Genomic DNA, 24,395 nt, shown 5'->3' with positions numbered 1-24,395 from the left:
GGCGCGGGTTTTAGGGTAAATTTCACCAATTCCTTCAACAGGTTGAATCGTATGTCGGATCCCAATCCCGTGATCGTCTGCCCGGCTTGCGACTTGCTGATCGAACGCAAGTTATTGCCAATGCGACGCCACGCTCACTGTCCCCGTTGCCATCAGCATCTGTATGGACGCTACGCCTTTCGCCCCTCCCAGTTGATGGCCCTGACCATCACAGGTTTTCTGCTGCTGCCCTCCGCCTTCTTCGAACCGCTTATCTACCTGCGTCTGGCCGGGGTGAACTCGGATGCCAACTTGCTCAAGGGCATCCTGGTGCTGATGGTCGAACACGAATTCTGGGTGGCGGGACTGGTGCTCTGGTGCGCCGTGCTGGCACCGGTGGGCCTGCTGCTCGGTATCTTTTTGCTGTCCTGTGGTCTGGCCAAGCGTTGGCACATACTGGCCCCGACCCTGAAAGCGGTGGAGGTGTTTCGTCACTGGGCCATGCTGGAGGTCTACATCGTCAGCCTGCTGGTCGCGCTGTTCAAACTGATCGATATCGCCGATGTGCGCCTGGGGGGCGGCTTGTTGAGTCTGGGTATTCTGATGCTGCTCAACATGACACTGCTGACCCTGTTTGATCCCGCGCCTTACTGGGAGCGCGTGCCACTGGAGGAGCCGGGACATGACCCAGACCAGCGCCCGTGAGCTGGGGCTCTGCCGCTGTCACAGCTGCGGTTTGCTGGTGCGCCATCAGGCCGGCGCAGTCTGCCCCCGCTGTCACAGCAAGTTGCAGTTGCGCATCCCCCATTCGCTGGCCTGGTCATGGGGCTTGCTGGCACTGGCCACCTTCATGTTGCTGCCCGCCAATCTGCTGCCCATCACCCACTTCTATAACAAGGGATTATTGCAGTCCGATACCATCTTCAGCGGTATCATGATGCTCTATCGCAGCAAGATGTCGGGGATCGCCACCATAGTGCTGACCGCCAGCATCATAGTGCCGGTGGGCAAAATTTTGGGGCTGGGCTGGATCTGCTGGCAGTTGCAGCGCACCAAGCCGGTGCGGCGCAAGCGTCAGCTAATCATGTATCGCATCATCGATTTTATCGGCCGCTGGTCCATGCTGGATTTGTTTGTCATCTCGCTGATGGTGGCGTTGGTTGATCGCGGCGTGTTGCTCAATGTGCGGGCGGGCCCCGGCGCTACGGCGTTTGCCTGCGTAGTGGTGCTGACCATGATGTCGGCCAGGATGCTGGATACCCGGCTGCTGTGGGACAAAGCGGCCCGCTGATACCCCTTGGATAATCTCCCTTTCTGTTTTTGGACAAGGTGACTTGTTGATGATTTGTTTGTATCTGAAGTGCTGTTCACATCAGCCAATTAAGGAGTCGGTATGATCGGGGCTGAACCCGTCATTGAGAAGCGTCGCTGGTTATCGCCAGTCTGGTTGTTGCCCTTCATTGCCCTCTTGCTGGCGGTCGGGTTCATCTACCAGCAGTTTGCGAGCAGTGGACAACTTATTCGCATCAATTTTGCCCAGGGCAACGGCATTCTGCCGGGCAAGACCCAGCTGCGCTATCAGGGGGTGGCCATAGGGGTGGTGCAGGATCTGGAGCTGGCTGAAGATGGCCACAAGATAGCGGTACTGGCCAAGATAGACAGCCGAGCCCGTTCGCTTATCCGCAAAGGCTCCGACTTCTGGCTGGTGAGCCCCAAGGCATCGCTGACCGAAATTTCCGGCCTCGATACCCTGGTCTCCGGCAACTACATCAACCTGCAGCCCGGCCGGGACAACAATCCGCTGGAAGAGGAGTTTGATGCACTGGACGGCCCTCCCCCGGGTTATCAGGCTCAAGGGCGCATGTTACACCTGACTGCTGACTCGCTGGGGTCGGTCGGGATTGGCGCCAGGCTTTATTTCCGTGGTATCGAGGTGGGCAGCGTCATCAATACCCGCTTGGGCCAGGACAACCAGAACGTGATCCTGGATCTGGTGATCGAGCCGCGCTTCGAGCACCTCGTCAAGGCTGACACCCGTTTCTGGAACATCAGCGGCATCAAGGGGTCCTTCAGTCTGGCCGGCGTCAGTGTGGAGGCGGGCAGCCTCACCTCCATCCTCAGCGGCGGCATAGCATTTGACTCTCCCAAAGCATCCCCAGAGCCACAAAAGGGGCAGACCTTCACCCTCTACAAGGGGCTGGCCGAGGCCGCCCGTGGTGAGCGGATCGACATAGCCGCGGGGGATCTGCCCATCAAGGAGGGAATGCCCATCCTCTATGAGGGGATCGAGATTGGCCGTATTGACCCCATTCGCCTGACCGACAAAGGCCGGATCGTGACGGCTTTGATCAACCCGGAACAAGCATTTCGGATCACCGGCGAAAGCCGGCTGGTCTGGGAGACGGTTTCCCTCGGCACCAGTGGTCTCAAGCACGCTGATCGCCTGCTGGCAGGGCCCGCCATTCGCCTCGACTATGTGGCGGGGGAAAGGGTCAAAGCCGTCACCTTGAGCGGCCAGGATCAGGTCAGCGGCACCCGGCTCACACTGTTGGCCGATGATCTGGCGGGCCTCAATGAAGGGGCTCCGCTCTGGTACAAGGGGTTGCAGATTGGTCAGATAAACCAGCTGAGCCTGGATGCCAACGGCAATGCCAGCGTCGCTCTGGTGGTCAATACGCAATATCAGCACTTGCTGAAACGGGCCCGCTTCTATCGGGCCTCGCCGCTGCAGATCGACGCCGATCTCAGCGGTATCAAGGTGGAAACCAGCCCGGCAAGCGCCTGGATTGGCGGCGGTATCAAGCTGGTGCAGGCCGTCACCGGTGAGCGCATCAACCGCCTCTACCCGAGCCAGGAGCTGGCATTGCTCGGTACCCGTGATGCCAAGCCTCAGCGCTGGTTGCTCAAGGCAGAGCAGGCAGATGGTATCGGCATCGGCTCACCCGTGCTCTATCTGGGGCTTGAAGCGGGCAAGGTCAAGCAACTGCGCGCGGCCAAAGAAGGGGTGGAGATCGAACTGGAGATTGACGGCGTTTATGCTCCCCTGCTCTCCCGGCAGCCGCAGTTCTGGAAAAAACCGGCCCTGGATACCCGGGTGCGCGTCGATGGCGTACACGTCAAGGTGGGCAATCTTGCGACCCTGCTACGCGGTGCCATCGAGTTTGACAGGCTGGGAACCGGCCGCAGCAGCCATCAACTGTTTGATAGCAAAGAGCAGGCACGGGCGAAAGTGCGCGCCCTCTCCCTGGTGGCCGACAACAATCCGGGTCTGGGGGTCGGCAGCCCGATCCGCTATCGCGGTGTCGACATCGGCAAGATTGAGCAAATTGAGCTGGAGCCATCGCTGGGTCAAGTGATCTTCAAGGCCGAGCTGGATGGTCAGTATGCGGAGCGCTTTATGCAATCCGGTGCCCGTTTTACCCTGGTACAAGCCAAGTTGGGATTGGGCGGCATAGCTCACCTCGATACCCTGATCAAGGGAGCCTTCGTGGAGGCTCAGCCAGGCCAGGGGGCGGGCAAGGACCATTTCCCCTTGAGTCAGACGGGCCCGGTTGGACTGGCCTTGACCCTCAAGAGCCCGTCGGTCAGCGGCTTGAGTGTTGGCAGCCCCTTGCTGTTTCGCAAACTGGTGGTGGGCAGCGTCACAGGCGTGGCGTTGGCACGCGATGGCAGCGAAGTGTTGATCGATGTGAGCGTGGATCAGGAGTATGCCCACCTGGTGCGGGCCAACACCCGCTTCTGGAACGTCTCCGGCGTCAAGGCAGATATAGGCCTGACCGGGGGCACCATCGAAGTGGAAACCGTGCAGAGCCTGCTGGCGGGCGGCATTGCCTTCAATACCCCAGAGCGGGAGATGGGGCCGACCGTCAAGGCGGGCCATCGTTACCCCTTGCATGGCAAGGCAGAGAAAGAGTGGCTGGAGTGGAGCCCTCGCATTCTGCCCTGATCGTCTCTTTCCTATCACACCAGCCCGGCCATGACGCCGGGCTTTTTTATGTTGCCGGTCGGCACTGTTAAGAAAATTCCTAGCCTTGTGATAGGATATCGCCCCTTATTTTGGGTCAACGAGACGGCGCCGTGCACGACAATACCTATCTTCCCGATCACTTCTTGCACCACATTGCGGCCATCATGCCGGCTCATCTCTCCATGGATGAATTCGTAGCCAGTTGTCGGCGGCCGCTGCGGCGCAGCATCCGGGTGAACACGCTGAAGATATCTGTCTCCGACTTTGTGATGCAGATGCAGCCACTTGGCTGGCAACTCGATGCCGTTCCCTGGTGCGAGACCGGTTTCTGGTTGACCCGGGCCGATGAGTCCGTGCCCCTTGGCAATACGGCAGAGCACCTGAGCGGTCTCTTTTATATTCAGGAAGCGAGCTCCATGTTGCCGGTGACTGCGCTATTTGCCAGCGATCAGGTCAAGCGAGATGGCATGCTGCTGGATGCGGCGGCCGCACCTGGTTCCAAGACCACCCAGATCGCGGCCTTGATGAACAACCAGGGCATGCTGGTTGCCAATGAATATTCCAGCAGTCGGCTCAAGGTGCTGAGTGCCAACATCCAGCGCTGCGGCGTCACCAATGTGGGCATGACTCACTTCGATGCCAAGGTGTTTGGCCAGTGGTTGCCGGAGACCTTCGATGCCATCTTGCTCGATGCCCCCTGCTCCGGCGAAGGGATAGTGCGCAAAGATGAAGATGCCTTGCGCAACTGGAGTATCGAGAGCATCGACGAGATTGCGGCGGTGCAGCAAGGGTTGTTGGAGAGCGCGTTTCACGCCCTCAAACCCGGCGGCGTGCTGGTCTACTCCACTTGCACCTTGAGCCAGCAGGAGAATCAGGAAGTCTGTCAGTCTCTGCTGGAGAAGTTCGGCGATGCCCTGACGGTAGACTCGCTGGCCGACCTGTTCCCCAGTGCGGAGCAGGCCTGTACGCCCGAAGGATATCTGCACGTTTGGCCCCAGATCTTCGACAGTGAAGGCTTTTTCGTCGCCAGAATACGCAAGCATCACTCAGTGCCCAACACCATGTTCAAGCCGGGCAAACTCGGCAAGTTCCCCTTCTCGCCACTGCTGGCCAAAGAGGCTGAGCCCATGTTGCGCGAGATTGAAGCCAATTTTGGTGTGGTACCCCAAGGTCAGCTGTTTGGTCGCAATGACGAGATCTGGCTCTTCCCTCACCTGTTTGGGCTGGTGCAGGGCAAGCTGCGTTTCGATCGCATCGGCATCAAGCTGGCGGAGACCTTCAAGAAGGGCTATCGCCTTACCCATGAGTGGGCACTGGCCTATGGCGACAAGGCGACACAAGGGGTTGTCGAACTCGACAGTGCCAATGCGCGAGAATTCATGATGGGGCGGGACGTCTGGCCCGAGCAGGAGGCTAGCACTGGCGAGGTGATCGTTCGTTATCAGGGGCACACTCTGGGCATGGGGAAGTGGGTCGGTAGCCGGGTCAAGAACGCCCTGCCCCGTGAGCTGGTGCGCGACAACAATCTGTTCGGTGCATAAACTCCGCGCCTGATCGAGTCTGAAAAACCCACACTTCAGTTGAACTTTTATTCGGATCTTGAAAAGCCTTGAGCCTTGTCTAAGCTTAAGGCTATCCGAACACCAGTTAGCGCACGGCTCTGCAAAGAGCCAATTCCCCTATGCCAGGTACAAGGAATTCGTACCTGGCTTTTTTTATGTCCGGACGTTCTGTTTTCTGCCTTTCACTCAAGCACATCCGCCATCTCTTTCTCAACCTGGGGCTGGGATGACAACTCATGCTGATAGAGCAGATCGATCGCCTGCTCGATGAGCGAAGCCTGACTGTCTTCAAGGTGCATCCCCAATTCCTGTAACCGCTCGGCGTGGCGATTGCTTATCCAGCACTGCAACCGGCTATGGGTTTCCTGCTTGCGTTTCACATGCTGGCGCTGTCGTTCGGCATTGTTGTGTGGGGCAGCCGCTTGGGGCTCATTCACGTTTATTTCCTGGCTCATATGACCTTGCCATGTTCTGCTTTAACATTTGTTATCTCTAACCTGTGGCGCATTGTTGCCTGAACAAGAAGGCTTTCCCCTCCCATCAGGCACTTTGCAAAGTGCGATAAATATATCATTAGATCAACAAGATGCAATTTAACATAAAAAATGCAGTGACGCGGAGTGTCACAACAAGCCATCCAGGGCGTGATCGGAAAACTTGTGGGCATCGTCGAAATACTCCTGCAGGGTACGCATGTCCTTGTGGCGAGTCACCTCTATGATCTTGTTCATGGGTTTGCCGGCGGTGACGGCCGAGGTGATGAATCCCCGTCGCAGGCTGTGGCCACTGACATAAAGATCGTCGATGGCCTGGCCGGTGCGCCGCTTGATCATCAGGTTTATCCCCTGGGGGCCGAGGGGTTCCGACATAAGCTGACCCCAGCGGTTCATGCGACGAAACAGCGCACCTTCGCCGATCCGACTTTTTTTAAGCCAGGTGTGCAGCGCCGAGACGGGGCAATACTGCTTGCCAGGAATTAGCGCTATCTCGGTTTCATGGAGCTGATGTTTGCTCGGCTTGAGGCGAAGCCGGATCCCCTGCCCCACAAAATCGAGATCGCTGACCTCGATTCTGGCCGCCTCCGAGCGGCGCAAGGCACCACTGAACATCAGCAGCAGCAGGGTATGATCCCGTAAACCGGCCAGGTTGGAGGTGTCGATTTCATCGAGTACCCTGGCCAGCGGTTGCAGGGTCAGCGCCCCCGTCTTGCGCTTGCGGTTATCACCAAGACGCACTATGCCACGCATCATCTCCTTGATTTCGGCATGCTCGGTCGGCATGGGATGAATGCCTTTCTGCTTGAAGGCGTAGCGGATCCCGGCCAGTCGCCTGACCAGGGTCGCAGGCTTACGTGGTTCACCGTTGCGCAGCTCCCCTTTCCCTTCCTCTTTATCCAGCCACACCCAGTCCGCCAATATGCCATCGGCCTGATCCGCCAGAAAATTCATGATGTCGTGATGAGTGGTTTGCAGCGGGTCAAGCCCGTGGAGCTGGCACCAGAATACGAAAATACGGGTATCGGCCTGATAGGCATTGAGAGTGGAATCCGCTTTGGCACTGCGCAAGAAGCGTCTCGCCCGACTATTGAGCTGAGGATCGAACACAGTCTGCAATGACTGATAAACAGGGGGTGAAACGGTTGGGTAAGCCACGTAAGTCTATGATTCAATGCGGAGTTTGGGAGGATCTTACAGGATCCTTCATATACATCAAGTATCGATAATGAATATTATCGATACTTATAGAACCGCTAATTAAAACCCCTGAACCTCGATTTTCACCTGCAGCAAGATCATCTGTAATGAACAGGTATTCAACGACTTCATCGCGCTGACATTCAATGAGAAGTGAGAGATAACAAGTGGGATAGGCAGTGATAACGAGGGAAAGTATGCGGATGATTTGAAATAAAGAGGCCCTTTTATCCGGGGCCTCGTCGTCTATTTTTTTGCCAACTTGAACAGTTCAAAGAAGTTTCGGCTGGTCACCTCTGCCAACTCGCTCAGCGGCATCTGACGAAGGTCGGCAATAAACTGGGCAACATCTCGTACAAAGGCAGGCTCGTTCTCCCTCCCCCGATGAGGCACAGGGGCAAGATAGGGAGAGTCCGTTTCGACCAGCAAGCGCGCCAGCGGCAGCGCCTTGACCACGGCTTGCAGCGCGGACGCATTCTTGAAGGTCGCTATGCCGGAAATGGAAATATAGAAGCCCATCTCCATCGCGGCCTGGGCCATCTCCAGGGATTCGGTGAAACAGTGCAACACACCGCCCACCTGGTCGGCCCCCTCTTCACGCATGATCTGCAGGGTATCTTGCTGTGCATCACGGGTGTGAATGATCAGCGGCTTGCTCAAGGCGCGGGCGACCCGGATGTGTTCGCGGAAGGAGGCTTGCTGCACCTCCTTGTTTTCCGGCGAGTAGAAGTAGTCGAGACCAGTCTCGCCGATGGCGATCACTCTTTCGTCCGCCGCCTGGGTCAGCAACAGCTCGGCATCGACACCGGGTTCCTGATTGAGCGGATGCACGCCACAGGAAGCAAACACCTGGGGATAAGGGGCGATCGCCGCCAGCATGGTCGGAAACTGTTCCTGGGTGACACTTACACACAGAAAGTATCCCACGTCCTGCTGCGCAGCCTTGGCCAGCACGTCGGCCATGTCGGTCTGCTTGCTGCCATAGCTGAGGCGATCGAGGTGGCAATGGGAATCAACGAGTAACATAAAGAACCTTTGCGTCTTGTCAGATTTATAACCAGCGGCTGAGCCAGTTCATCAGATGAATGGTGGGATTGGAGAGCTGGCCAGGTTGGCAGGCGGCCTTGAGCGCCACGAGCTGCTGCTCCGCCTCCAGCAACTTTTCGCTGGAGTTGCCCTCGGCCAACTGCTGACTGAGGGCCGCCAGATCCGGCATCGCCAGCTGATGATGACCACAGCCGGCCTGAGTCTTGAGTGCATCGCACAAGAACAGCTGCAACCAGTGCAGCCTTACCTGAGTTTCATCCGCCAGCTGGCTGCAAACATGGGTGGCCCGAGTCGGGGTCAGTGACAGGGAGACGAAACTCTCCAGCAACTCCCGGCGTTTGCCATCCTGCTGCTCTTCGATGTAACGCAGCACCCGCAGTGGAGCCCCCTGGCAGATCCGCACCTGAGCCAATGTGGCCTGGTGACCCTGTTCAGCCAGCCAGCGTACCGTCTCCCCTTCCGTCGGCAACTGGCAGACGTGCTTGTGACAGCGGCTCAGGATAGTGGGCAATAGACGGGAAACCTGGGAGGCAATCAGCAGCAAGAGACTATCGCCGGCCGGCTCTTCCAATGTCTTCAGCAAGGCGTTGGCAGCGGACTCCGTCATGCGCTCCGCATCCGGAATGATTACCACCTTGCCCCGACCAAGCTGGGCCGAGTTCTGCAAGCGAGCGCAGATCTCGCGAATGGCTTCGACCCCTATGGTCTTGCTGTCGATTGTAACGGTACCAAGATCCGGGTGATGTCCCTTGTCAAACAGCTGGCACGAGTGGCACTGGCCACAGGGCTCTCCGCGATCCGGCTGCTGACAGAGGTGCAAGCGCGCCAATCGTTTTGCAAGCTGCTCCTTGCCAAGACCGGGATCGCCGAGCAACAACCAGGCGTGGCCCAGCCGACCGGCCTGGGCCGTCTGACTCAGGGCATGCCAATCCGGGATCAGCCAGGGATACATACGTGCTCGTTCGACAGGTAGTGGTCCAGTGCGGCCTCGATGGCCGTTTTGACCTGATCCGGAGTTTGTCCGGCATCGATCACCCGGATGGAATCATCCTTGGCGGCCAGTTCGAGATAACGGCTGCGAGTGCGCTCGAAGAAGCTGAGCTGCTCCAGTTCGATCCTGTCCAGCTCGCCACGATGACGGGCTCGCTGCAAACCAAGGGCAGGATCGATATCGAGATAGAGGGTGAGATCCGGTTTGAAGTCACCGAGCACCGCCTGCTTGATGGCGCCGATGAGCGCCGCATCGATGCCACGGCCGCCGCCCTGATAGGCCTGGGAGGAGAGATCGTGACGATCCCCCACCACCCAGCGCCCCTCAGCCAGAGCCGGCTTGATCCGGGTCTCGACCAGTTGCACCCGGGAGGCATACATCAGCAACAGCTCGGCTTCGATGGTAAGGCGCTCGTCGTGCACCTCCTTGACGATAGCGCGCATCCGCTCGGCCAGCGGGGTTCCCCCAGGCTCACGGGTGCATTCGATCTGGTCTATGCCGTGGCGTTGCAGATAATCGGTAACATAACGTACCGCGGAGCTCTTCCCTGCCCCTTCCAGTCCTTCAATCACGATAAATTTAGACATTAGGGTTTCTTCAATATGTATTCGCGAACCGCCCGATTGTGTTCATCGAGGGTCTTGGAGAAATAGTGGGCACCGCCCCCTTTGGCGACGAAATAGAGATAGTCGGTCGACTTGGGGTTGAGGGCCGCTTCGATGGAAGCCTTGCCGGGCATGGCGATGGGCGTAGGCGGCAGGCCATCGATCACATAGGTGTTGTACGGATTCACGTCCGTCAGATCGCTGCGGCGGATATTGCCATCGTAACGATCCTTGACCCCGTAGATGACGGTAGGATCTGTCTGCAGCTTCATGCCAAGACGCAAGCGGTTGACGAACACGGAGGCGATCTGCGCCCGCTCGTCCGGCTGGCCCGTCTCTTTTTCGATGATGGAAGCCATGATCAGCGCTTCATAAGGGGTCTTGTAGGGCAGATTGGCCTGGCGCTTGTCCCAGCTCTGTTGCAGGAAGGCTTTCATGTCCTGATAAGCGCGACGCAGTATGGAGATGTCGCTGGCATGGGTGGTATAGGCGTAGGTCTCCGGCAGGAACCAGCCCTCCAGTTTGCCATTGTCGATGCCAAGCTCGTGAGCCAGGTCGGCTTCAGATTGCTCCACGGTCAGCCGCTCCAGATAGGGCGCGCCGGAGAGCTGCTTCAGCCAATCCTCAAAACGGGAGCCCTCGACGAAGGTCAGGCTGAAATGAAACTCCTTGCCCGATGCAAACAGAGAGAGGGTCTCTTTAAGTGGCGCCCCTTCCTTGATCTCGTAGGTACCGGATTTGATGGCAACCAGCTCGGGGTGACCACGCAGCCAAAGCCGCACGGCCCAGGGACTGGTTTCCCCCTCCCCCAGCTCGGCGATCAGGCGCGCAGCATGGGCCCCTTTCTCGACGGTAAAGAGGCGTGTCGGCCCCTTGTTGGTGAGCGTCTCCACCTGCTGCCACTTGTGATATACATAGCCCCCGGCCACGGCAACTGTCAGCGCCGCGCCCGCGAGCAGGGTGTAAAGCCGATTAAACTTCAATGACCAAACGCTCCTGTAAACGGCGGATCAATACCGGGCTCGGATACTGAGTATCCCCAATGCCGGTCACCGGCACTATGCCCATCAGGGTATTGGTCAGCCATACCTCTTCGGCCTGCCACAGTGACTCCAGCGGAGCCTCCACGACACGCAGTTCAATACTCATCTGTTTTAGCATCGCCATCACATGGCGCCGCATGATGCCATCAATACCGCAGTGGGAAAGATCCGGTGTAAACACCGTCTTGCCACGGCGCCAAAACAGATTGGCACTGACACCTTCTACCAGAAATCCCCGACTGTTCAAGACTATACCTTCGACTCCCGAACGCGTCGCAAGTTCGCTTTTCAGCAAGACCTGTTCCAGCCGGTTCAGGGTCTTGAGTCCCGCCAGCATGGGGGCATCGCCGAGCCGTTGCTGGCAAACCAGCAGTGGAATGCCGTTTTGCTGCCAACCCTGATAATGGCTCGGGTAATCGGCAAGGGAGACGATGCGGGTAGGCGCCTCGCAGGCACTGCCGTCATAACCGCGCCCGCCAGTTCCCCTGGTCAGCATCACCTTGGCGACAGCCTGCGTCTGGCTGGCAGCCAATTGCGCCACCTCCCGGGTCAAGGTTGACCAGTCCATCCCGGCAAATCCGAGTCTGGCGCTGGCCTGCTGCAGCCGTGCCAGATGGGCAGGCCACCAGACAACCTGACCGTTTCTGACCAGCATGGTGGTGAAATGACCATCCCCATAGGCCAGCCCACGATCCCTGGCGGACACAACATCTGTCTGCATTCCATTGATAAGCAAAAGGATCCCTCCGATAAAAAAGGCCCGATACCGGCAGTATCGGGCCCGAGTCATCCGCCCTGGGGCGAATTATACGCGTTTGAAGATCAGTGAGCCATTGGTGCCGCCAAAACCGAACGAGTTGGACAAGGCATACTCAAAGTGACCAGGTTTGGCTACGTGGGGCACCAGATCCAGATCGCACTCTTCATCCGGATTGTCCAGATTGATGGTGGGTGGTGCCACCTGATCACGCAGCGCCAGCACTGTGATGATGGCTTCGATAGCACCCGCCGCCCCCAGCAGATGGCCGGTCATGGACTTGGTGGAGCTGATCATCAGGGCGCTGGCATGCTCGCCAAACACCTGCTTCATGCCGCGCAGCTCGGCCACATCACCCAAGGGGGTAGAGGTGCCGTGGGCATTGATGTAGCCGATCTGCTCGGGAGCGATACCGGCATCCTTGATGGCATTTTTCATGGCGCGCGCGCCACCGCTGCCGTCAGAGGGAGGTGCCGTCATATGATAAGCATCGCCACTCATGCCAAAGCCAACCAGCTCGGCATAGATCTTGGCACCACGGACCTTGGCGTGTTCATACTCTTCCAGTACCAGTACACCGGCGCCATCACCCAGCACAAAACCGTCGCGATCCTTGTCCCACGGGCGACTCGCCTTCTGGGGCTCGTCGTTGCGGGTAGAGAGTGCCTTGGCCGCCGCAAAACCACCCATTCCCATGGGGGTAGAAGCCTTTTCGGTACCGCCGGCTACCATCACGTCCGCATCACCGTAGGCGATCATGCGGCCGGCCATGCCGATGGCATGGGTGCCTGTGGTACAAGCAGTAGTCACCGCTATGTTGGGGCCTTGCAGTCCCTTCATGATGGAGAGATGACCGGACACCATATTGATGATGGTGGAAGGCACGAAGAAGGGGCTCAGCTTGCGCGGGCCACCGTTGATCAGGCTGGTATGGTTCTGTTCAATCAGACCCAGACCGCCGATACCGGAACCTATGGCCACACCGACCCGCTCTGCATTGTCTTCATTGACAACCAGACCCGCATCATCGAGCGCCTGGATCCCCGCTGCCACGCCGTACTGGATGAAGAGATCCATCTTGCGGGCTTCTTTGCGGTTGATACCGTACTGTTCGGGATCAAACTCTTTGACCTGGCCTGCGAAACGGGTCGCAAACTCGCTGGCATCAAAATGTTCGATAGGAGAAATGCCGCTCTGCCCGTTGAGCAGGGCTTGCCAGCTGGATTCGGCAGTGTTGCCCACCGGGGAAAGCATCCCCAAGCCGGTCACCACGACTCTGCGTTTTGACACTGAGGTAGTCTCCGAGAGGTATTTTGAAAGGGAGTAAACATAAAAGAAGCGGCCCTTGGGCCGCTTCTTTCAGAACAGGAACTTATTCCTGATTAGCGGTGATGTAATCGATAGCCGCTTGAACAGTAGTGATCTTTTCGGCTTCTTCATCAGGAATTTCGGTATCGAATTCTTCTTCCAGCGCCATTACCAGTTCAACGGTATCCAAAGAGTCAGCGCCCAGGTCGTCGACGAAGGAGGCAGCGTTCTTGACGTCTTCCTCTTTAACACCCAGTTGTTCGATGATGATTTTCTTTACGCGTTCTTCGATGTTGCTCATGACCTGAATTTTCCTTTAAAAATACGCTATTGCGTCTGGTTGGGGTAGTTTATTCAATTAACGTCAGTTTGCAAGTAGCTTGCCTCTGGTCAAACCACGAAATTCGCCAAACTTCGGCGTACTATCGCAAATTTGAACAGATCTCACGACAAATTGATTACACCATGTACATCCCGCCGTTAACATGCAGGGTTTCGCCAGTGATATAGGCGGCATCATCCGACGCCAAGAATACCACAGCTGCGGCAATTTCTTTTGGATCACCCAAACGGGCTGCTGGCACCTGATTCATGATGCCGGCACGTTGTTCATCATTCAGTGCCCGGGTCATGTCGGTCTCGATAAAACCGGGCGCAACCGCATTCACTGTAATACCACGGGATGCCACTTCCCGAGCCAACGATTTGGTAAAGCCAACCAGACCCGCCTTGGCGGCTGCATAGTTGACCTGGCCTGCATTGCCCATGGTTCCGACCACGGAGCCGATGCTGATAATCCGGCCATGACGCTTCTTCATCATGGCACGCAATACTGGCTTGCTCAGACGATAGAGGGAAGTCAGGTTGGTGTCGATGATTTCATTCCACTCGTCATCTTTCATACGCATCAACAGGTTGTCGCGGGTGATGCCGGCATTGTTGATCAGGATATCGATGTCGCCGAAACGCGCCTTGATGGCCGCGAAAACAGTCTCGATGGATTCAGGACTGGTCACGTTCAGTGCCATGCCACAACCCTGCTCACCCAGATAGGCGCTGATAGCCTCTGCGCCGCTGTCGCTGGTCGCTGTGCCGACGACTTTTGCGCCACGGGCCGCAAATGTCTCGGCAATCGCACGGCCGATACCACGACTGGCACCGGTCACCAACACAACCTTATTGGTAAAACTCATTATCTGCTCCTGTTTACTTGGACTGGGCCAGCGCCAGCTCGAAAGAGGCTACATCGTTGGCATGGATACCTTCCACGCGCTTGTCGATGCGCTTGGCCAGCCCGGTCAATACCTTGCCCGGCCCCATCTCGATCTCGAGGGTGACACCGTCATTGGCCATCCGCTCCACCGTCTCGGTCCAACGGACCGGACTGGACAGCTGACGCACCAGCGCTTGCTTGATGGCGGCCGGATCCTGTTCGCAGGATACGTCGACATTATTGATGACTGCGATGGTTGGAACCTTGATCTCGATCCCGTCCAGCGCAGCCGCCAGTTTTTCTGCGGCAGGTTTCATCAGTGCACAGTGGGATGGCACCGAGACCGGCAGCGGCAATGCCCGCTTGGCGCCAGACTCTTTCATCAGTACGTTGGCGCGCTCAACCGCTTCCTTGTGACCGGCGATCACCACCTGGCCCGGGGAGTTGAAGTTGACCGGAGAGACCACCTGACCTTGCGCCGCTTTTTCGCAGTTGGCAGCAATGGCTTCGTTATCCAGACCTATGATGGCCGCCATGGCACCGGTCCCTTCCGGTACGGCTTCCTGCATGGCCAAACCACGCAGTTCAACCAGTTTGACCGCATCGGTGAAATCCAGCGCGCCGCTGCACACCAGTGCTGAGTACTCACCCAGACTGTGGCCGGCCATCATGGCGGGGGTCGCCCCACCCTGCTGCTGCCACAGACGCCACAGGGCGACGGAGGCCGTCAGCAACGCTGGCTGGGTGCGCCAGGTTTTGTTCAGATCTTCAACCGGACCATCCATGACCAGGGCAAACAGGTCATAACCCAGCACCTGGCTCGCCTCGGCGAAGGTTTCCTTGATCACGGCGTGTTGCTCGGCCAGCTCGGCCAGCATGCCAACGGCTTGGGAGCCTTGTCCCGGGAAGGCAATGGCAAATTGGGTCATCATTGATTCCTTTAAGGTAAGACAAAACGAAATCGGTCACGGGATGATGCCTTGGCGCCATCCCGCTGAAGATCAGAGGCGGATCAGCGCCGAACCCCAGGCGAAACCACCGCCGAAGGCCTCCAGCAGTACCAGCTGGCCCGGTTTGATCCGGCCGTCACGCACCCCTTCATCAAAGGCAATGGGCACGGAGGCAGCAGAGGTGTTGCCGTGTTTGTCGAGGGTCAGCACCACTTTATCGAGGCTCATGCCGAGCTTCTTGGCGGTCGCGCTGATGATGCGGAAGTTGGCCTGATGCGGCACCAGCCAGTCGAGTTCGCTCGGCGCTATGCCAGCGGCTGCCAGCGTCTCGGTCACGATCTCGCTCAGCCGCGTCACCGCCACCTTGAACACATCGTTGCCCTTCATATACATGTAGGCTTCGAGCTCGGCGCCCGGCATGCCGCGACGAGGGTGTGGCAGCTTGAGCAGATCGCCATAACGGCCATCGGCATGAAGGTGCGTTGACAGGATCCCAGGCGTCTCGCTTGCGCCAACAATCACAGCCCCTGCTCCGTCACCAAACAGTATGATGGTGCCGCGATCTTGCGGGTCACACATGCGGGACAGCACATCGGCGCCAACAACCAACACATGGCGGGCGGCCCCGGACTTGACGAACTGATCGGCAATGGAGAGCGCATAGGTGAAACCGGCGCAGGCGGCTGCCACGTCAAATGCAGGAATGCCTGGCACACCGAGTAATCCCTGCAGCTCGCAGGCGGCAGCCGGGAAGGCGTTTTCGGCGCTGGTGGTAGCCAGCACTATCATGTCGAGATCGGCAGCGGTCAGACCCGCAGCTTCCAGGGCGCGCAGGGCGGCCTGGTGAGACAGGGTGGCGACAGTTTCGTCGGCACCGGCAATACGGCGTTCACGGATCCCGGTACGTTCCACGATCCACTCATCACTGGTTTCAACCATTTGCTCGAGATCGGCGTTGGTACGCACTGAACTCGGCAGATAACTGCCAGTACCCAGAATTTTGCTATGCATAGAGTTCTTATAGATCCCTGTCGGAAAAGACAGATTCAAGGCGATCTGCTATTTGCAATGGAAGTTGATGCTTGGCCTCTTGTGCGGCCAGCAGGATCGCATTACACAGAGCGTGCCGTTCGGCTCGCCCATGGCTTTTTACCACAATGCCGCGCAATCCTAACAGACTTGCACCGTTATACTGGTCGGGGTTCAGGTAAGAAAAACGTCGTTTGAACATAAATCCGGCGAGTCGGCCAAGAAAACTGCGTTTTTTGCGGGGATATCCGGCCAGCTGGGCCATCATCCGCACTACCCCTTCCGCCGTTTTGAGGGCGACATTGCCAACAAAACCATCGCAGACAATAACATCACACTCGCCGCTGAAGATGCGATCCCCCTCGACAAAGCCAACGAAATTGAGTGCGCTGCACTGACGGAGCAACTCTGCGCTGTGACGCACCAGGTCATTGCCCTTTATCTCCTCCTCCCCCACGTTGAGCAAGGCAACCCGGGGCGACGCAATGCCTTCAACCTTTTCGGCCACCACCGACCCCATCACAGCGAACTGCAACAGGGTGTCGGCATCGCAACTGACATTGGCCCCCAGATCCAGCATCACGGTACGCTTGCCGCTCAAGGTCGGCAGCGCCTTGATGAGCGCAGGTCTGTCGACACCGGGCAAGGATTTGAGCACACACTTGGCCATGGCCATCAGGGCACCGGTATTACCGGCACTGACGCAGGCATCGGCCTCACCGGCTTTCACCAGATTGAGCACAACCCGCATGGAGGAGTCTTTCAGAGTTCTCAGCGCCACGATCGGCTTGTCGCCCATGCCAACCACCTGGGATGCATGTACGAAACGAACGCGAGGATGAGTCAGCAAGCCATGTTGCTGCAATAAAGCAGTGGTCTGGTGTTGATCACCAACCAGAATGAGTTTTAGCTGGGGCAAAAGAGACAGTGCCTGCACAACGGCAGGCACTGTTTCCGAGGGGCCAATATCTCCCCCCATTATGTCTAGCGCGACAGTTTGCGTAGACAAAGGCAATCCTTAAGCGATTACCTTTTTACCGCGGTAGAAACCATCGGCAGTCACATGGTGACGACGATGAATTTCACCACTGGTCTGATCAACAGTCAGAGCTGCACTGGTCAGCGCATCGTGTGAACGACGCATGCCACGCTTGGCACGGGTTTTACGGTTCTGTTGTACGGCCATTGTAGGCTAACTCCTAGATTCACTTACGTTTAAGCTCTTCAAGAACTGCAAAGGGATTCGGCCGCTCATCAGCAGGTTCAATATCACCCCAAGTCATGTCCATGTTACCGCGAGGGCACGCATCCATTGGATGCATTGCCACCTGAGGCAACGAGAGGATGAGTTCATCCTCCAGAACTTGATGAAGATCTATCTCGCCGTTTTCGTCCAACTCAATGGGCTCATAAGCTTCCGGCAGTTCTTCCTCGTTTGTTTTTTCAAACAGCGGAGTGTAGATAAAATCAGCTTCACAAAGGTGCTCGAATGTCTCTCCACAACGCTGGCAAACCAGGTCAACCTTGGCATGGGCAGTGCCTTTCATAACGGTCAACTTCTGGACATCTTTGCCAAAGTGCAGTGATACATCAACATCACTCTGCAAGCCTGCGGTTGATTCCTCCAGCCTGGGCATCTGCGACTTTTCCACTATCCCGACATAGTCGAGCAGCTTCAAGGCATTACGGACTGGATCAACCTTAACGGGCAACTTCACCTTTTGCATAGGGCGCGAATATTATAGGTCCAACAACTGATAGTCAAAGGAAAAAGTCCTTACCGCCGATGATTTTAACCATACAAGTCCCTGAGATGCCGGGACTTGTTCTCATCGGTGGCTGATTATGCCATAAACAGCAGGATCCTACACAGGATCCTGTCCGGATTTACTGCTCACTCAGAATGACAACCCAAGTGCCATCCGCATCATTGCCGGTCCAGCATGGAAACCTCATCGGAGATTTGCCCGGCTCACGGCGTGGCGATACCATCGGCACCTGACTGCATCAAATCAGGACATCACAACACAATGCCAACACAGCTTATCCTCGCCTCCACGTCCCGCTATCGCAAAACCCTGTTGGAAAAACTCGGCCTTCCCTTTGAATGTGCAGCGCCCGAGGTGGATGAATCTCCCCTGCCCGGCGAATCTGCCGAGGCATTGGTGGCGCGGCTGGCCTATGCCAAGGCGAATGCCATTGCCAACCGGCGTGATCAGGGACTGATCATAGGGTCCGATCAGGTGTGTGTCTGCGACGGTCAGATCCTGGGCAAGCCGGGCACTGTGGAGAAAGCGGTGGCACAACTGATGGCCGTACGGGGCCGCTGCATCACCTTTTATACCGGCCTGTGCGTACTGGATGCCGCCAACGGCAAAGCAGAACAGCTGGTGGAGCCCTTCACTGTGCACTTCCGCACTCTGGATGAGACCGCCATTCGCCGCTACGTGGCAGCGGAGATGCCCCTTGATTGCGCGGGCAGTTTCAAATGTGAAGGTATGGGGATAGTGCTGTTCAAAGGGCTGGAGGGGCGCGATCCCAACGCTCTGATCGGCCTGCCCCTGATCGGTCTGATCGAGCTGCTGGAACGCCATGGCCTCGCCCTGCCCTGACGGGAATGGCCTATCCACGACGAGCCAAACGAAAAACGGGAGCCAAGGCTCCCGTTTCGTCATCTATTCAACTGGCATATGGCAAGACTAACCCAGCAGCAGCTTCAACTCATCCATGGTATCGACGACCGCAAGCGGATCATGTGTCTGCAAGCGCTTCTTGTCGTGCACACCCCAGCTTACGCCGATCCGCGGCATGGCGAGCGCTTCTGCCATCGCCATGTCGTGGATGGAGTCACCGATCATCACTGCCTGATGGGGAGCAAAGCCCAGCTCATCCAGAATTTGCGTCAACATCAGAGGATCGGGTTTGGAGTTGGCCTCGTCCGCGCCACGGGTGGCAGCAAACAGCGGCCGCAGGCCGGTATCATCCAGCACCCGATCCAGCCCGCGTCGAGACTTGCCTGTCGCCACCGCCAATGTAATTCCCTGCCCGTGCCAGTGATGCAGCAGCGCACTCGCCCCGGCAAACAACGGACTCGGTGTACCGTCATGCAGATAGTGATGACGATAGCGGGCGATCAGGGCGTTGACCCGCTCGCCGCCCGGCGCCAGGTCAAACAGCAGTGGAATGCCGACCTCCAGGCTGAGCCCTATTATCTGATGTGTCTGCACCGCAGTGGGCACCGGCTCGCCGCAATCGCGCGCCGCCCCCGCGACGCAGGCAACAATCCGCCCCACCGAGTCCATCAGGGTACCGTCCCAGTCGAAAATGGCGAGTCGGATAGCCTTCATCAGCGTGCCAACTTGTTGAGGAAATTGTCGAGCTCAGGCGCGAGCGGCGCCTCGATCAGCACCTCGCGGCCATCAACCGGATGAGTGAATGTCAGCTTCCAGGCGTGCAAAAATAGCCGTTTCAGCCCTTGGCTGCGCATTTTCTCGTCAAAGGCAGCTTCCCCATACTTGTCATCACAGGCAATGGGATGACCTGCATGCTGGGTATGGACCCGGATCTGGTGGGTACGCCCCGTGATCGGGCTGCACTCGACCAGGGTCGCCTCGGCAAATTGACGGGCAATCCGGAAACGGGTTTCGGATGGCTTGCCATCACTGCTGACCCGCACCACCCGTTCACCGGATTGCAGATCGTTCTTGCGCAGCGGCGCATTGACCACCTTGACGTGGGGCTGCCATTGGCCGCGTACCAGCGCCAGATACTGTTTGCGCATGGTTTTGACCCGCAACTGCTCATGGAGGCTGCGCAGCGCACTGCGCTTCTTGGCAACCAGCAGCACGCCAGAGGTGTCACGATCCAGCCGATGCACCAGCTCCAGGAAGCGGGCGTCCGGGCGCAGGGCTCGCAGTCCCTCTATGACGCCAAAGCTCAGACCGCTGCCGCCGTGCACGGCCATGCCGGACGGTTTGTTGAGCACTATCATGGCGTCGTCTTCAAACAGGATCTGGCTCTCCAGACGCTGGATGCTGCCAAGGTTGGCAGAGGGCAGTTCGTTTTTCTCGGCAACCCGCACGGGGGGAACCCGCACCTCGTCGCCCGGGCAGAGTTTGTATTCCGGTTTGATGCGCTTTTTATTGACGCGCACTTCCCCTTTTCGAAGGATGCGATAAATCAGGCTCTTGGGGACGCCCTTTAGCTGAGTCTTGAGAAAATTGTCGATGCGCTGCCCTTCATGCTCAGCTTCGATGGTGAGCAGCTGCACTTGTTGTTGTATCTGTGTCATGGCGCGGATTTTAACACTGCCGGCGCCCCTTGGCTGCATGCTTTGTTGAAAAATGGCGCCTTGCTATAAAAGTGGTTTAAATGGGATAATAAACAAGGTTTTGTCATTGTGTTCAAGCCTTGTACTAAGTGGCCAATATTTATGCCACCCAATCCCAAAACACCGTGTATACAAGAACATGACGGTTCCCGGGTGCGAGGTACAACGCATGGAGAACACAAGCAGAACCGATTATTTGTCTCCACATCGGCATCCTTAATTCATGCCTTCTCGAGAAGGCCGAACCAGAGCGCCCTTAGTTTGCGCCTCATGCATACCCCAACCGGGAGGTTGCCCAAGTATGCTGAAGACCCGAGGCCGGCGCCGGCAGGATCCTGTGGAGGAAATCAAAATGACAAAATAACGAGAACTCAATGAAAAGAATGCTAATCAACGCGACTCAGGAAGAGGAGTTGCGCGTAGCGCTGGTTGACGGACAACAGCTCTACGATTTGGATATTGAAAGTCCGGGCCATGAGCAGAAAAAAGCGAACATCTACAAGGGTAAGATCACCCGCGTAGAACCCAGTCTCGAAGCTGCTTTTGTCGACTACGGCGCTGAACGCCACGGTTTCCTGCCGTTAAAGGAAATCGCCCGCAATTACTTCCCCTCCGGTTATTCCTATCAGGGTCGTCCCAACATCAAAGAAGTGGTCCGCGAAGGCCAGGAAGTGATCGTCCAGATCGATAAAGAAGAGCGTGGCACCAAGGGTGCAGCCCTCACCACCTTTATCAGCCTGGCCGGTAGCTACCTGGTGCTGATGCCGAACAACCCCCGTGCAGGCGGTATCTCCCGCCGCATTGAGGGCGATGAACGGACAGAACTGAAAGAAGCTCTGAGTGGACTGACAGTGCCGGACGGCATGGGCCTCATCGTGCGTACCGCCGGTGTGGGCAAATCCCCGGAAGAGCTGGAATGGGATCTCAACGTTCTGCTCAACCACTGGGATTCCATCCACAAGGCGTCACAAGACCGAACTGCTCCCGTGCTTATCCACCAGGAAAGCAACGTGATAGTACGTGCCATTCGTGACTACCTGCGTCGCGATGTCGGCGAGATCCTGATCGACGACCCTGTCATCTTTGAACGTGCCCGTGCTCACATCGAGCTGGTTCGTCCCGATTTCCTCAACCGCGTGAAGCTGTACAAGGGTGAAGTTGCCCTGTTCAACCACTTCCAGATTGAGAGCCAAATCGAGTCGGCCTTCCAGCGCGAAGTGCGCCTGCCCTCCGGCGGCAGCATAGTCATAGACCCGACCGAAGCACTGACCTCCATCGATATCAACTCCTCCCGCGCCACCAAGGGCGGCGATATCGAAGAGACGGCGCTGCAAACCAATCTGGAAGCGGCCGATGAAATTGCCCGTCAATTGCGTCTGCGCGACCTGGGTGGTCTGATCGTCATCGACTTCATCGACATGACGCCGGTTCGCCATCAGCGCGAAGTGGAAAACCGTCTGCGTGAAGCGGTACATCAGGACCGCGCCCGCATCCAGCTGGGTCGTATCTCCCGTTTCGGTCTGCTGGAAATGTCCCGTCAGCGTCTGCGCCCCTCCCTCAACGAGTCCAGCAGTCATATCTGCCCCCGTTGCCAGGGCCAGGGGGTCATCCGTGACAACGAATCACTGGCCTTGTCCATCCTGCGTCTCATCGAAGAAGAGGCCATGAAGGACAACACAGAGCAGGTTCATGCTCAGGTGCCGGTTGATGTTGCCGCCTATCTGCTCAACGAGAAGCGCGCCTCCATCGCCAGTCTGGAACAGCGTAATGAAGTACGTCTGTACATCATTCCTAACCAGCATCTGGAAACCCCGCACTACGAAGTGACCCGCATCCGTCAGAACGAAATCCCGGAAGCGGCCAGCTACGAGCTGAAAACCGAGATTGCCAAGCCGGTCTACCAGCCGAAGCAGACTCAGGTGATCGAGCGTGAGCAACCGCTGCTGCAAGGCTTCGTCCAGGCACCTCAACCGGCTGCGCCGGCTGCAGTTGCGGCCCCCGTCGCGGCGCCAGCCCCCGTTACCGCCAAAGCGGAAGCGGGTCTGTTTGGCAAACTGTTCAAGGCCATTTCAGGTCTGTTCGGTTCCGACGCAGCCCCTGCCGATGTCAAGGCACCAGCCGAGAAACCGGCATTGCAACGGGAAGCACGCAAGGACGAGGCTCATCGTCATCAGCGTGATGATACCCGTGGCCGTGGTCAGCGTCCCCGTCGTGACGACAACCGCAACAGCCGCAACACAGCTGAAGCGGGTGAGAAGCGCGAAGGCGCCGCCAGCCGCGAGGGTGGCGAAAGCCGCAACCGTCGTCCGCGCAAAGAGCGCGAACCTCGTCAAGAGCGTGAGCCCCGTCAGGAACGTGAAACTCGCACTGAAGTACGCAGCGAGCAGCGTGTGGAACGTGAGCCCCGCGAACCGCGTCAGGAACGTGAACCGCGCGCCCCGCGTCCGGCTCGTGAGCCCCGTGCGCCGCGCGAGCCCCGTGCCGAGGTGGTCGTTGAAGCGGTAGAAACCGTTGAAACTGCCGTTGTCATCGCAGAGCCGCAGCAGGAAAAAGAGCAGAAAGTCGCCGAGCGCCGCGAACGTCGTCAACTGCGCAAGCAGATCCGTGCCGACGTACCGGCCAGCGATGTCGCTGTTGTGCCGACCGAGGCTCCCGTTGCTGTCGTGGCGGATGCCGTTGAGCAGAGTGACGAGCAGGCCGACGGCCAGCGTCGTTCCCGTCGCACCCCGCGCACTCAGCGTATCGAGGGTCAACGCCGCAAGCGCATCAACGAAGATGCCCGCAGCCAGCGTGATGATGAAGAGCCGCAGGCCGACACTGCAACCATGACCACAGCCGCCCAGGCGGATGCTGCTCAGGTGAAGGTGGAAGAGCCGGCTGTGCCTGTCGTCACCATCCCGAGCGCCGCTGCCATTGCCGCTGCCGTACAAGCCTCTTCCGCTCTGACCGAGCACGTAGTGGCAGAAGCCGTTGCCGAAGAAGCACGTGAGCAAGCAGAAGCCGCCGTAGCCGTAGTTGCAGCACCTGTCGTGACCGACACCGTTGCAACCGTTGCCGAAGCTGACGTAGCCCCTGTTGCTGCCGAGCCGGTTGTGGCAGAGGCAGTGACTGCGCCAGTCGTTGCCGAAGTGACCCCCGTCATTGAAGCAGCACCTGTCGATGTCAAGACTGCTGAGGTCGTTGCAGCAACGCCTGCTGTTGAGGCCCCTGTTGTTGCCGAAGCAGCCCCGGTTGTCGACACTGCGCCCATTGAGGCAGCTCCTGCTGTCATCGAAACTGCGCCGGTCGTGACTGCTGACGTTGCTGTGGTTGAACCGGTCGCTGAGCCTGCGGCTGAACAGCCTGTTGCCAAGGCAGCTGTTGCAGCCCCTGTGACCAAGCAGGTCAACAAGGGTGCCGGTCTGCTGGCCAGCGCTCGCAAGGCTTCTGCCCCTATGGCAACGCCTGCTGTGGCGCCAGCCCAGCCGGAGCGTGAGCCGGTAGAGCAAGCACCGCTGGTTCGCAGCGAAGTGGCAAGCTCTGGCCGTCATGCGGGCAGTACTGCTGCCGTCAATGTGGCAACCAGCCCGGCTGGTCGTCCTTGATTGCTGGCTAACTAGCCTGATAGAAAAAGAGCCACACAGTGTGTGGCTCTTTTTTTTATCATCAATTCGGGTTGAGGGGCTCGTAGTGCAATATCCCCCGCTCTGCCGGTATATAAGATTCCCCTGCCCCGCACCAGTCAGCTGGTGTCATCCCTTTGGCAACGCTAGCAAGCCCTTCTTGCCTCTCCAGCCAGTCCGCTTCATTAAACAATGATGCCTGGCATCGCGCTTATGATTGATGCTTGCCTGTTATCACCCCTCTCTCTGACAAATGCGCTGTTGAGCAAGAGCCCTGCACATGCCCTGCTCGCCCTTGTCTACCCGTGTCTGTCTTGC

23 protein-coding genes are annotated in these 24,395 nt (G+C 57.9%); 6 read left to right on the top strand and 17 right to left on the bottom strand.

Translation table 11 applies throughout. The features are described 5' to 3' along the window. Positions 1 to 51: 51 nt before the first annotated feature. The 4 genes from GWQ29_RS11475 (at position 52) to rsmF (ending at position 5,487) form a co-directional block, all read left to right on the top strand. Positions 52 to 684, top strand: a complete 633-nt coding sequence (locus tag GWQ29_RS11475) for a paraquat-inducible protein A (protein WP_275909215.1) — start codon at positions 52 to 54, stop codon at positions 682 to 684. Then, positions 662 to 1,270, top strand: coding sequence for a paraquat-inducible protein A (locus GWQ29_RS11470; RefSeq protein WP_005311518.1), 609 nt, complete (start codon positions 662 to 664; stop codon positions 1,268 to 1,270). The genes GWQ29_RS11475 and GWQ29_RS11470 overlap by 23 nt, the downstream gene beginning before the upstream one ends. A gap of 102 nt (positions 1,271 to 1,372) precedes the next feature. Next, a complete protein-coding gene (locus GWQ29_RS11465; protein ID WP_275919467.1) occupies positions 1,373 to 3,925 on the top strand; it encodes an MlaD family protein in 2,553 nt (850 codons plus the stop codon). Between the two features lie 131 nt (positions 3,926 to 4,056). Next, on the top strand, positions 4,057 to 5,487 hold the full coding sequence (rsmF, locus tag GWQ29_RS11460) for a 16S rRNA (cytosine(1407)-C(5))-methyltransferase RsmF (RefSeq protein ID WP_275919466.1): 1,431 nt from the start codon (positions 4,057 to 4,059) through the stop codon (positions 5,485 to 5,487). Between the two features lie 203 nt (positions 5,488 to 5,690). Here rsmF and GWQ29_RS11455 read toward each other — a convergent pair whose 3' ends face one another. From GWQ29_RS11455 to yceD, 15 genes are all read right to left on the bottom strand, one after another. Beyond that, complete coding sequence (locus GWQ29_RS11455) at positions 5,691 to 5,963, bottom strand: RepB family protein (RefSeq protein WP_005311516.1); 273 nt, start codon at positions 5,961 to 5,963, stop codon at positions 5,691 to 5,693. 168 nt (positions 5,964 to 6,131) lie between these two features. Next, complete coding sequence (locus GWQ29_RS11450) at positions 6,132 to 7,160, bottom strand: site-specific integrase (protein WP_125729907.1); 1,029 nt, start codon at positions 7,158 to 7,160, stop codon at positions 6,132 to 6,134. 288 nt (positions 7,161 to 7,448) lie between these two features. Next, the gene (locus GWQ29_RS11445; protein WP_275919465.1) at positions 7,449 to 8,228 is read right to left on the bottom strand and encodes a YchF/TatD family DNA exonuclease; all 780 of its coding nucleotides are present in this window, start codon (positions 8,226 to 8,228) and stop codon (positions 7,449 to 7,451) included. Positions 8,229 to 8,253: 25 nt separating this feature from the next. Further along, positions 8,254 to 9,201, bottom strand: coding sequence for a DNA polymerase III subunit delta' (holB, locus tag GWQ29_RS11440; protein ID WP_275919464.1), 948 nt, complete (start codon positions 9,199 to 9,201; stop codon positions 8,254 to 8,256). Then, on the bottom strand, positions 9,186 to 9,827 hold the full coding sequence (gene tmk / locus GWQ29_RS11435) for a dTMP kinase (RefSeq protein ID WP_099993209.1): 642 nt from the start codon (positions 9,825 to 9,827) through the stop codon (positions 9,186 to 9,188). The genes holB and tmk overlap by 16 nt, the downstream gene beginning before the upstream one ends. Then, positions 9,827 to 10,828, bottom strand: coding sequence for an endolytic transglycosylase MltG (gene mltG / locus GWQ29_RS11430; RefSeq protein ID WP_021138904.1), 1,002 nt, complete (start codon positions 10,826 to 10,828; stop codon positions 9,827 to 9,829). The genes tmk and mltG overlap by 1 nt, the downstream gene beginning before the upstream one ends. Then, positions 10,818 to 11,678 (bottom strand): aminodeoxychorismate lyase, encoded by an 861-nt coding sequence (gene pabC / locus GWQ29_RS11425; RefSeq protein ID WP_275919463.1) that lies wholly within the window; start codon positions 11,676 to 11,678, stop codon positions 10,818 to 10,820. The genes mltG and pabC overlap by 11 nt, the downstream gene beginning before the upstream one ends. A gap of 15 nt (positions 11,679 to 11,693) precedes the next feature. Then, positions 11,694 to 12,935 carry a beta-ketoacyl-ACP synthase II gene (fabF, locus tag GWQ29_RS11420; RefSeq protein ID WP_275919462.1) on the bottom strand — a complete coding sequence of 414 codons (1,242 nt, stop codon included), beginning with the start codon at positions 12,933 to 12,935 and terminating at the stop codon, positions 11,694 to 11,696. An 82-nt stretch (positions 12,936 to 13,017) separates the two neighbouring features. Continuing rightward, entirely contained in the window at positions 13,018 to 13,254 is a 237-nt protein-coding gene (gene acpP, locus GWQ29_RS11415; RefSeq protein WP_005300909.1) for an acyl carrier protein, read from the bottom strand. A gap of 157 nt (positions 13,255 to 13,411) precedes the next feature. After that, on the bottom strand, positions 13,412 to 14,146 hold the full coding sequence (gene fabG / locus GWQ29_RS11410) for a 3-oxoacyl-ACP reductase FabG (protein ID WP_058394355.1): 735 nt from the start codon (positions 14,144 to 14,146) through the stop codon (positions 13,412 to 13,414). 13 nt (positions 14,147 to 14,159) lie between these two features. Then, positions 14,160 to 15,095 carry an ACP S-malonyltransferase gene (fabD, locus tag GWQ29_RS11405; RefSeq protein WP_275919461.1) on the bottom strand — a complete coding sequence of 312 codons (936 nt, stop codon included), beginning with the start codon at positions 15,093 to 15,095 and terminating at the stop codon, positions 14,160 to 14,162. Between the two features lie 72 nt (positions 15,096 to 15,167). Beyond that, complete coding sequence (locus tag GWQ29_RS11400) at positions 15,168 to 16,127, bottom strand: beta-ketoacyl-ACP synthase III (protein WP_021138909.1); 960 nt, start codon at positions 16,125 to 16,127, stop codon at positions 15,168 to 15,170. Between the two features lie 7 nt (positions 16,128 to 16,134). Then, positions 16,135 to 17,154 (bottom strand): phosphate acyltransferase PlsX, encoded by a 1,020-nt coding sequence (plsX, locus tag GWQ29_RS11395; RefSeq protein ID WP_011898705.1) that lies wholly within the window; start codon positions 17,152 to 17,154, stop codon positions 16,135 to 16,137. A gap of 9 nt (positions 17,155 to 17,163) precedes the next feature. Further along, a complete protein-coding gene (gene rpmF / locus GWQ29_RS11390) occupies positions 17,164 to 17,331 on the bottom strand; it encodes a 50S ribosomal protein L32 (protein WP_005311492.1) in 168 nt (55 codons plus the stop codon). A gap of 19 nt (positions 17,332 to 17,350) precedes the next feature. Further along, complete coding sequence (gene yceD / locus GWQ29_RS11385; RefSeq protein ID WP_005311491.1) at positions 17,351 to 17,872, bottom strand: 23S rRNA accumulation protein YceD; 522 nt, start codon at positions 17,870 to 17,872, stop codon at positions 17,351 to 17,353. A gap of 303 nt (positions 17,873 to 18,175) precedes the next feature. Here yceD and GWQ29_RS11380 point away from each other — a divergent pair, with 303 nt between their 5' ends. Next, complete coding sequence (locus tag GWQ29_RS11380; protein WP_275919460.1) at positions 18,176 to 18,757, top strand: nucleoside triphosphate pyrophosphatase; 582 nt, start codon at positions 18,176 to 18,178, stop codon at positions 18,755 to 18,757. An 87-nt stretch (positions 18,758 to 18,844) separates the two neighbouring features. On the opposite strand, the gene GWQ29_RS11375 is transcribed toward GWQ29_RS11380, so the two are convergent. Beyond that, entirely contained in the window at positions 18,845 to 19,492 is a 648-nt protein-coding gene (locus tag GWQ29_RS11375; protein ID WP_275919459.1) for an HAD-IA family hydrolase, read from the bottom strand. Next, entirely contained in the window at positions 19,492 to 20,436 is a 945-nt protein-coding gene (gene rluC / locus GWQ29_RS11370) for a 23S rRNA pseudouridine(955/2504/2580) synthase RluC (protein ID WP_005311488.1), read from the bottom strand. Before rluC ends, GWQ29_RS11375 begins: the two co-directional genes overlap by 1 nt. Before the next feature lie 413 nt (positions 20,437 to 20,849). Between rluC and rne the strand changes: the two genes are divergently transcribed. Next, positions 20,850 to 24,059, top strand: coding sequence for a ribonuclease E (rne, locus tag GWQ29_RS11365; protein ID WP_275919458.1), 3,210 nt, complete (start codon positions 20,850 to 20,852; stop codon positions 24,057 to 24,059). Positions 24,060 to 24,395 lie beyond the last annotated feature (336 nt).

Origin of the sequence: Aeromonas sp. 2HA2 (genome assembly GCF_029237345.1) — a bacterium.
GTDB lineage: Bacteria > Pseudomonadota > Gammaproteobacteria > Enterobacterales > Aeromonadaceae > Aeromonas > Aeromonas salmonicida.
The sequence above is the reverse complement of the archived record's forward strand: the minus strand, read 5'-3'. Positions and strand labels throughout refer to the sequence as shown.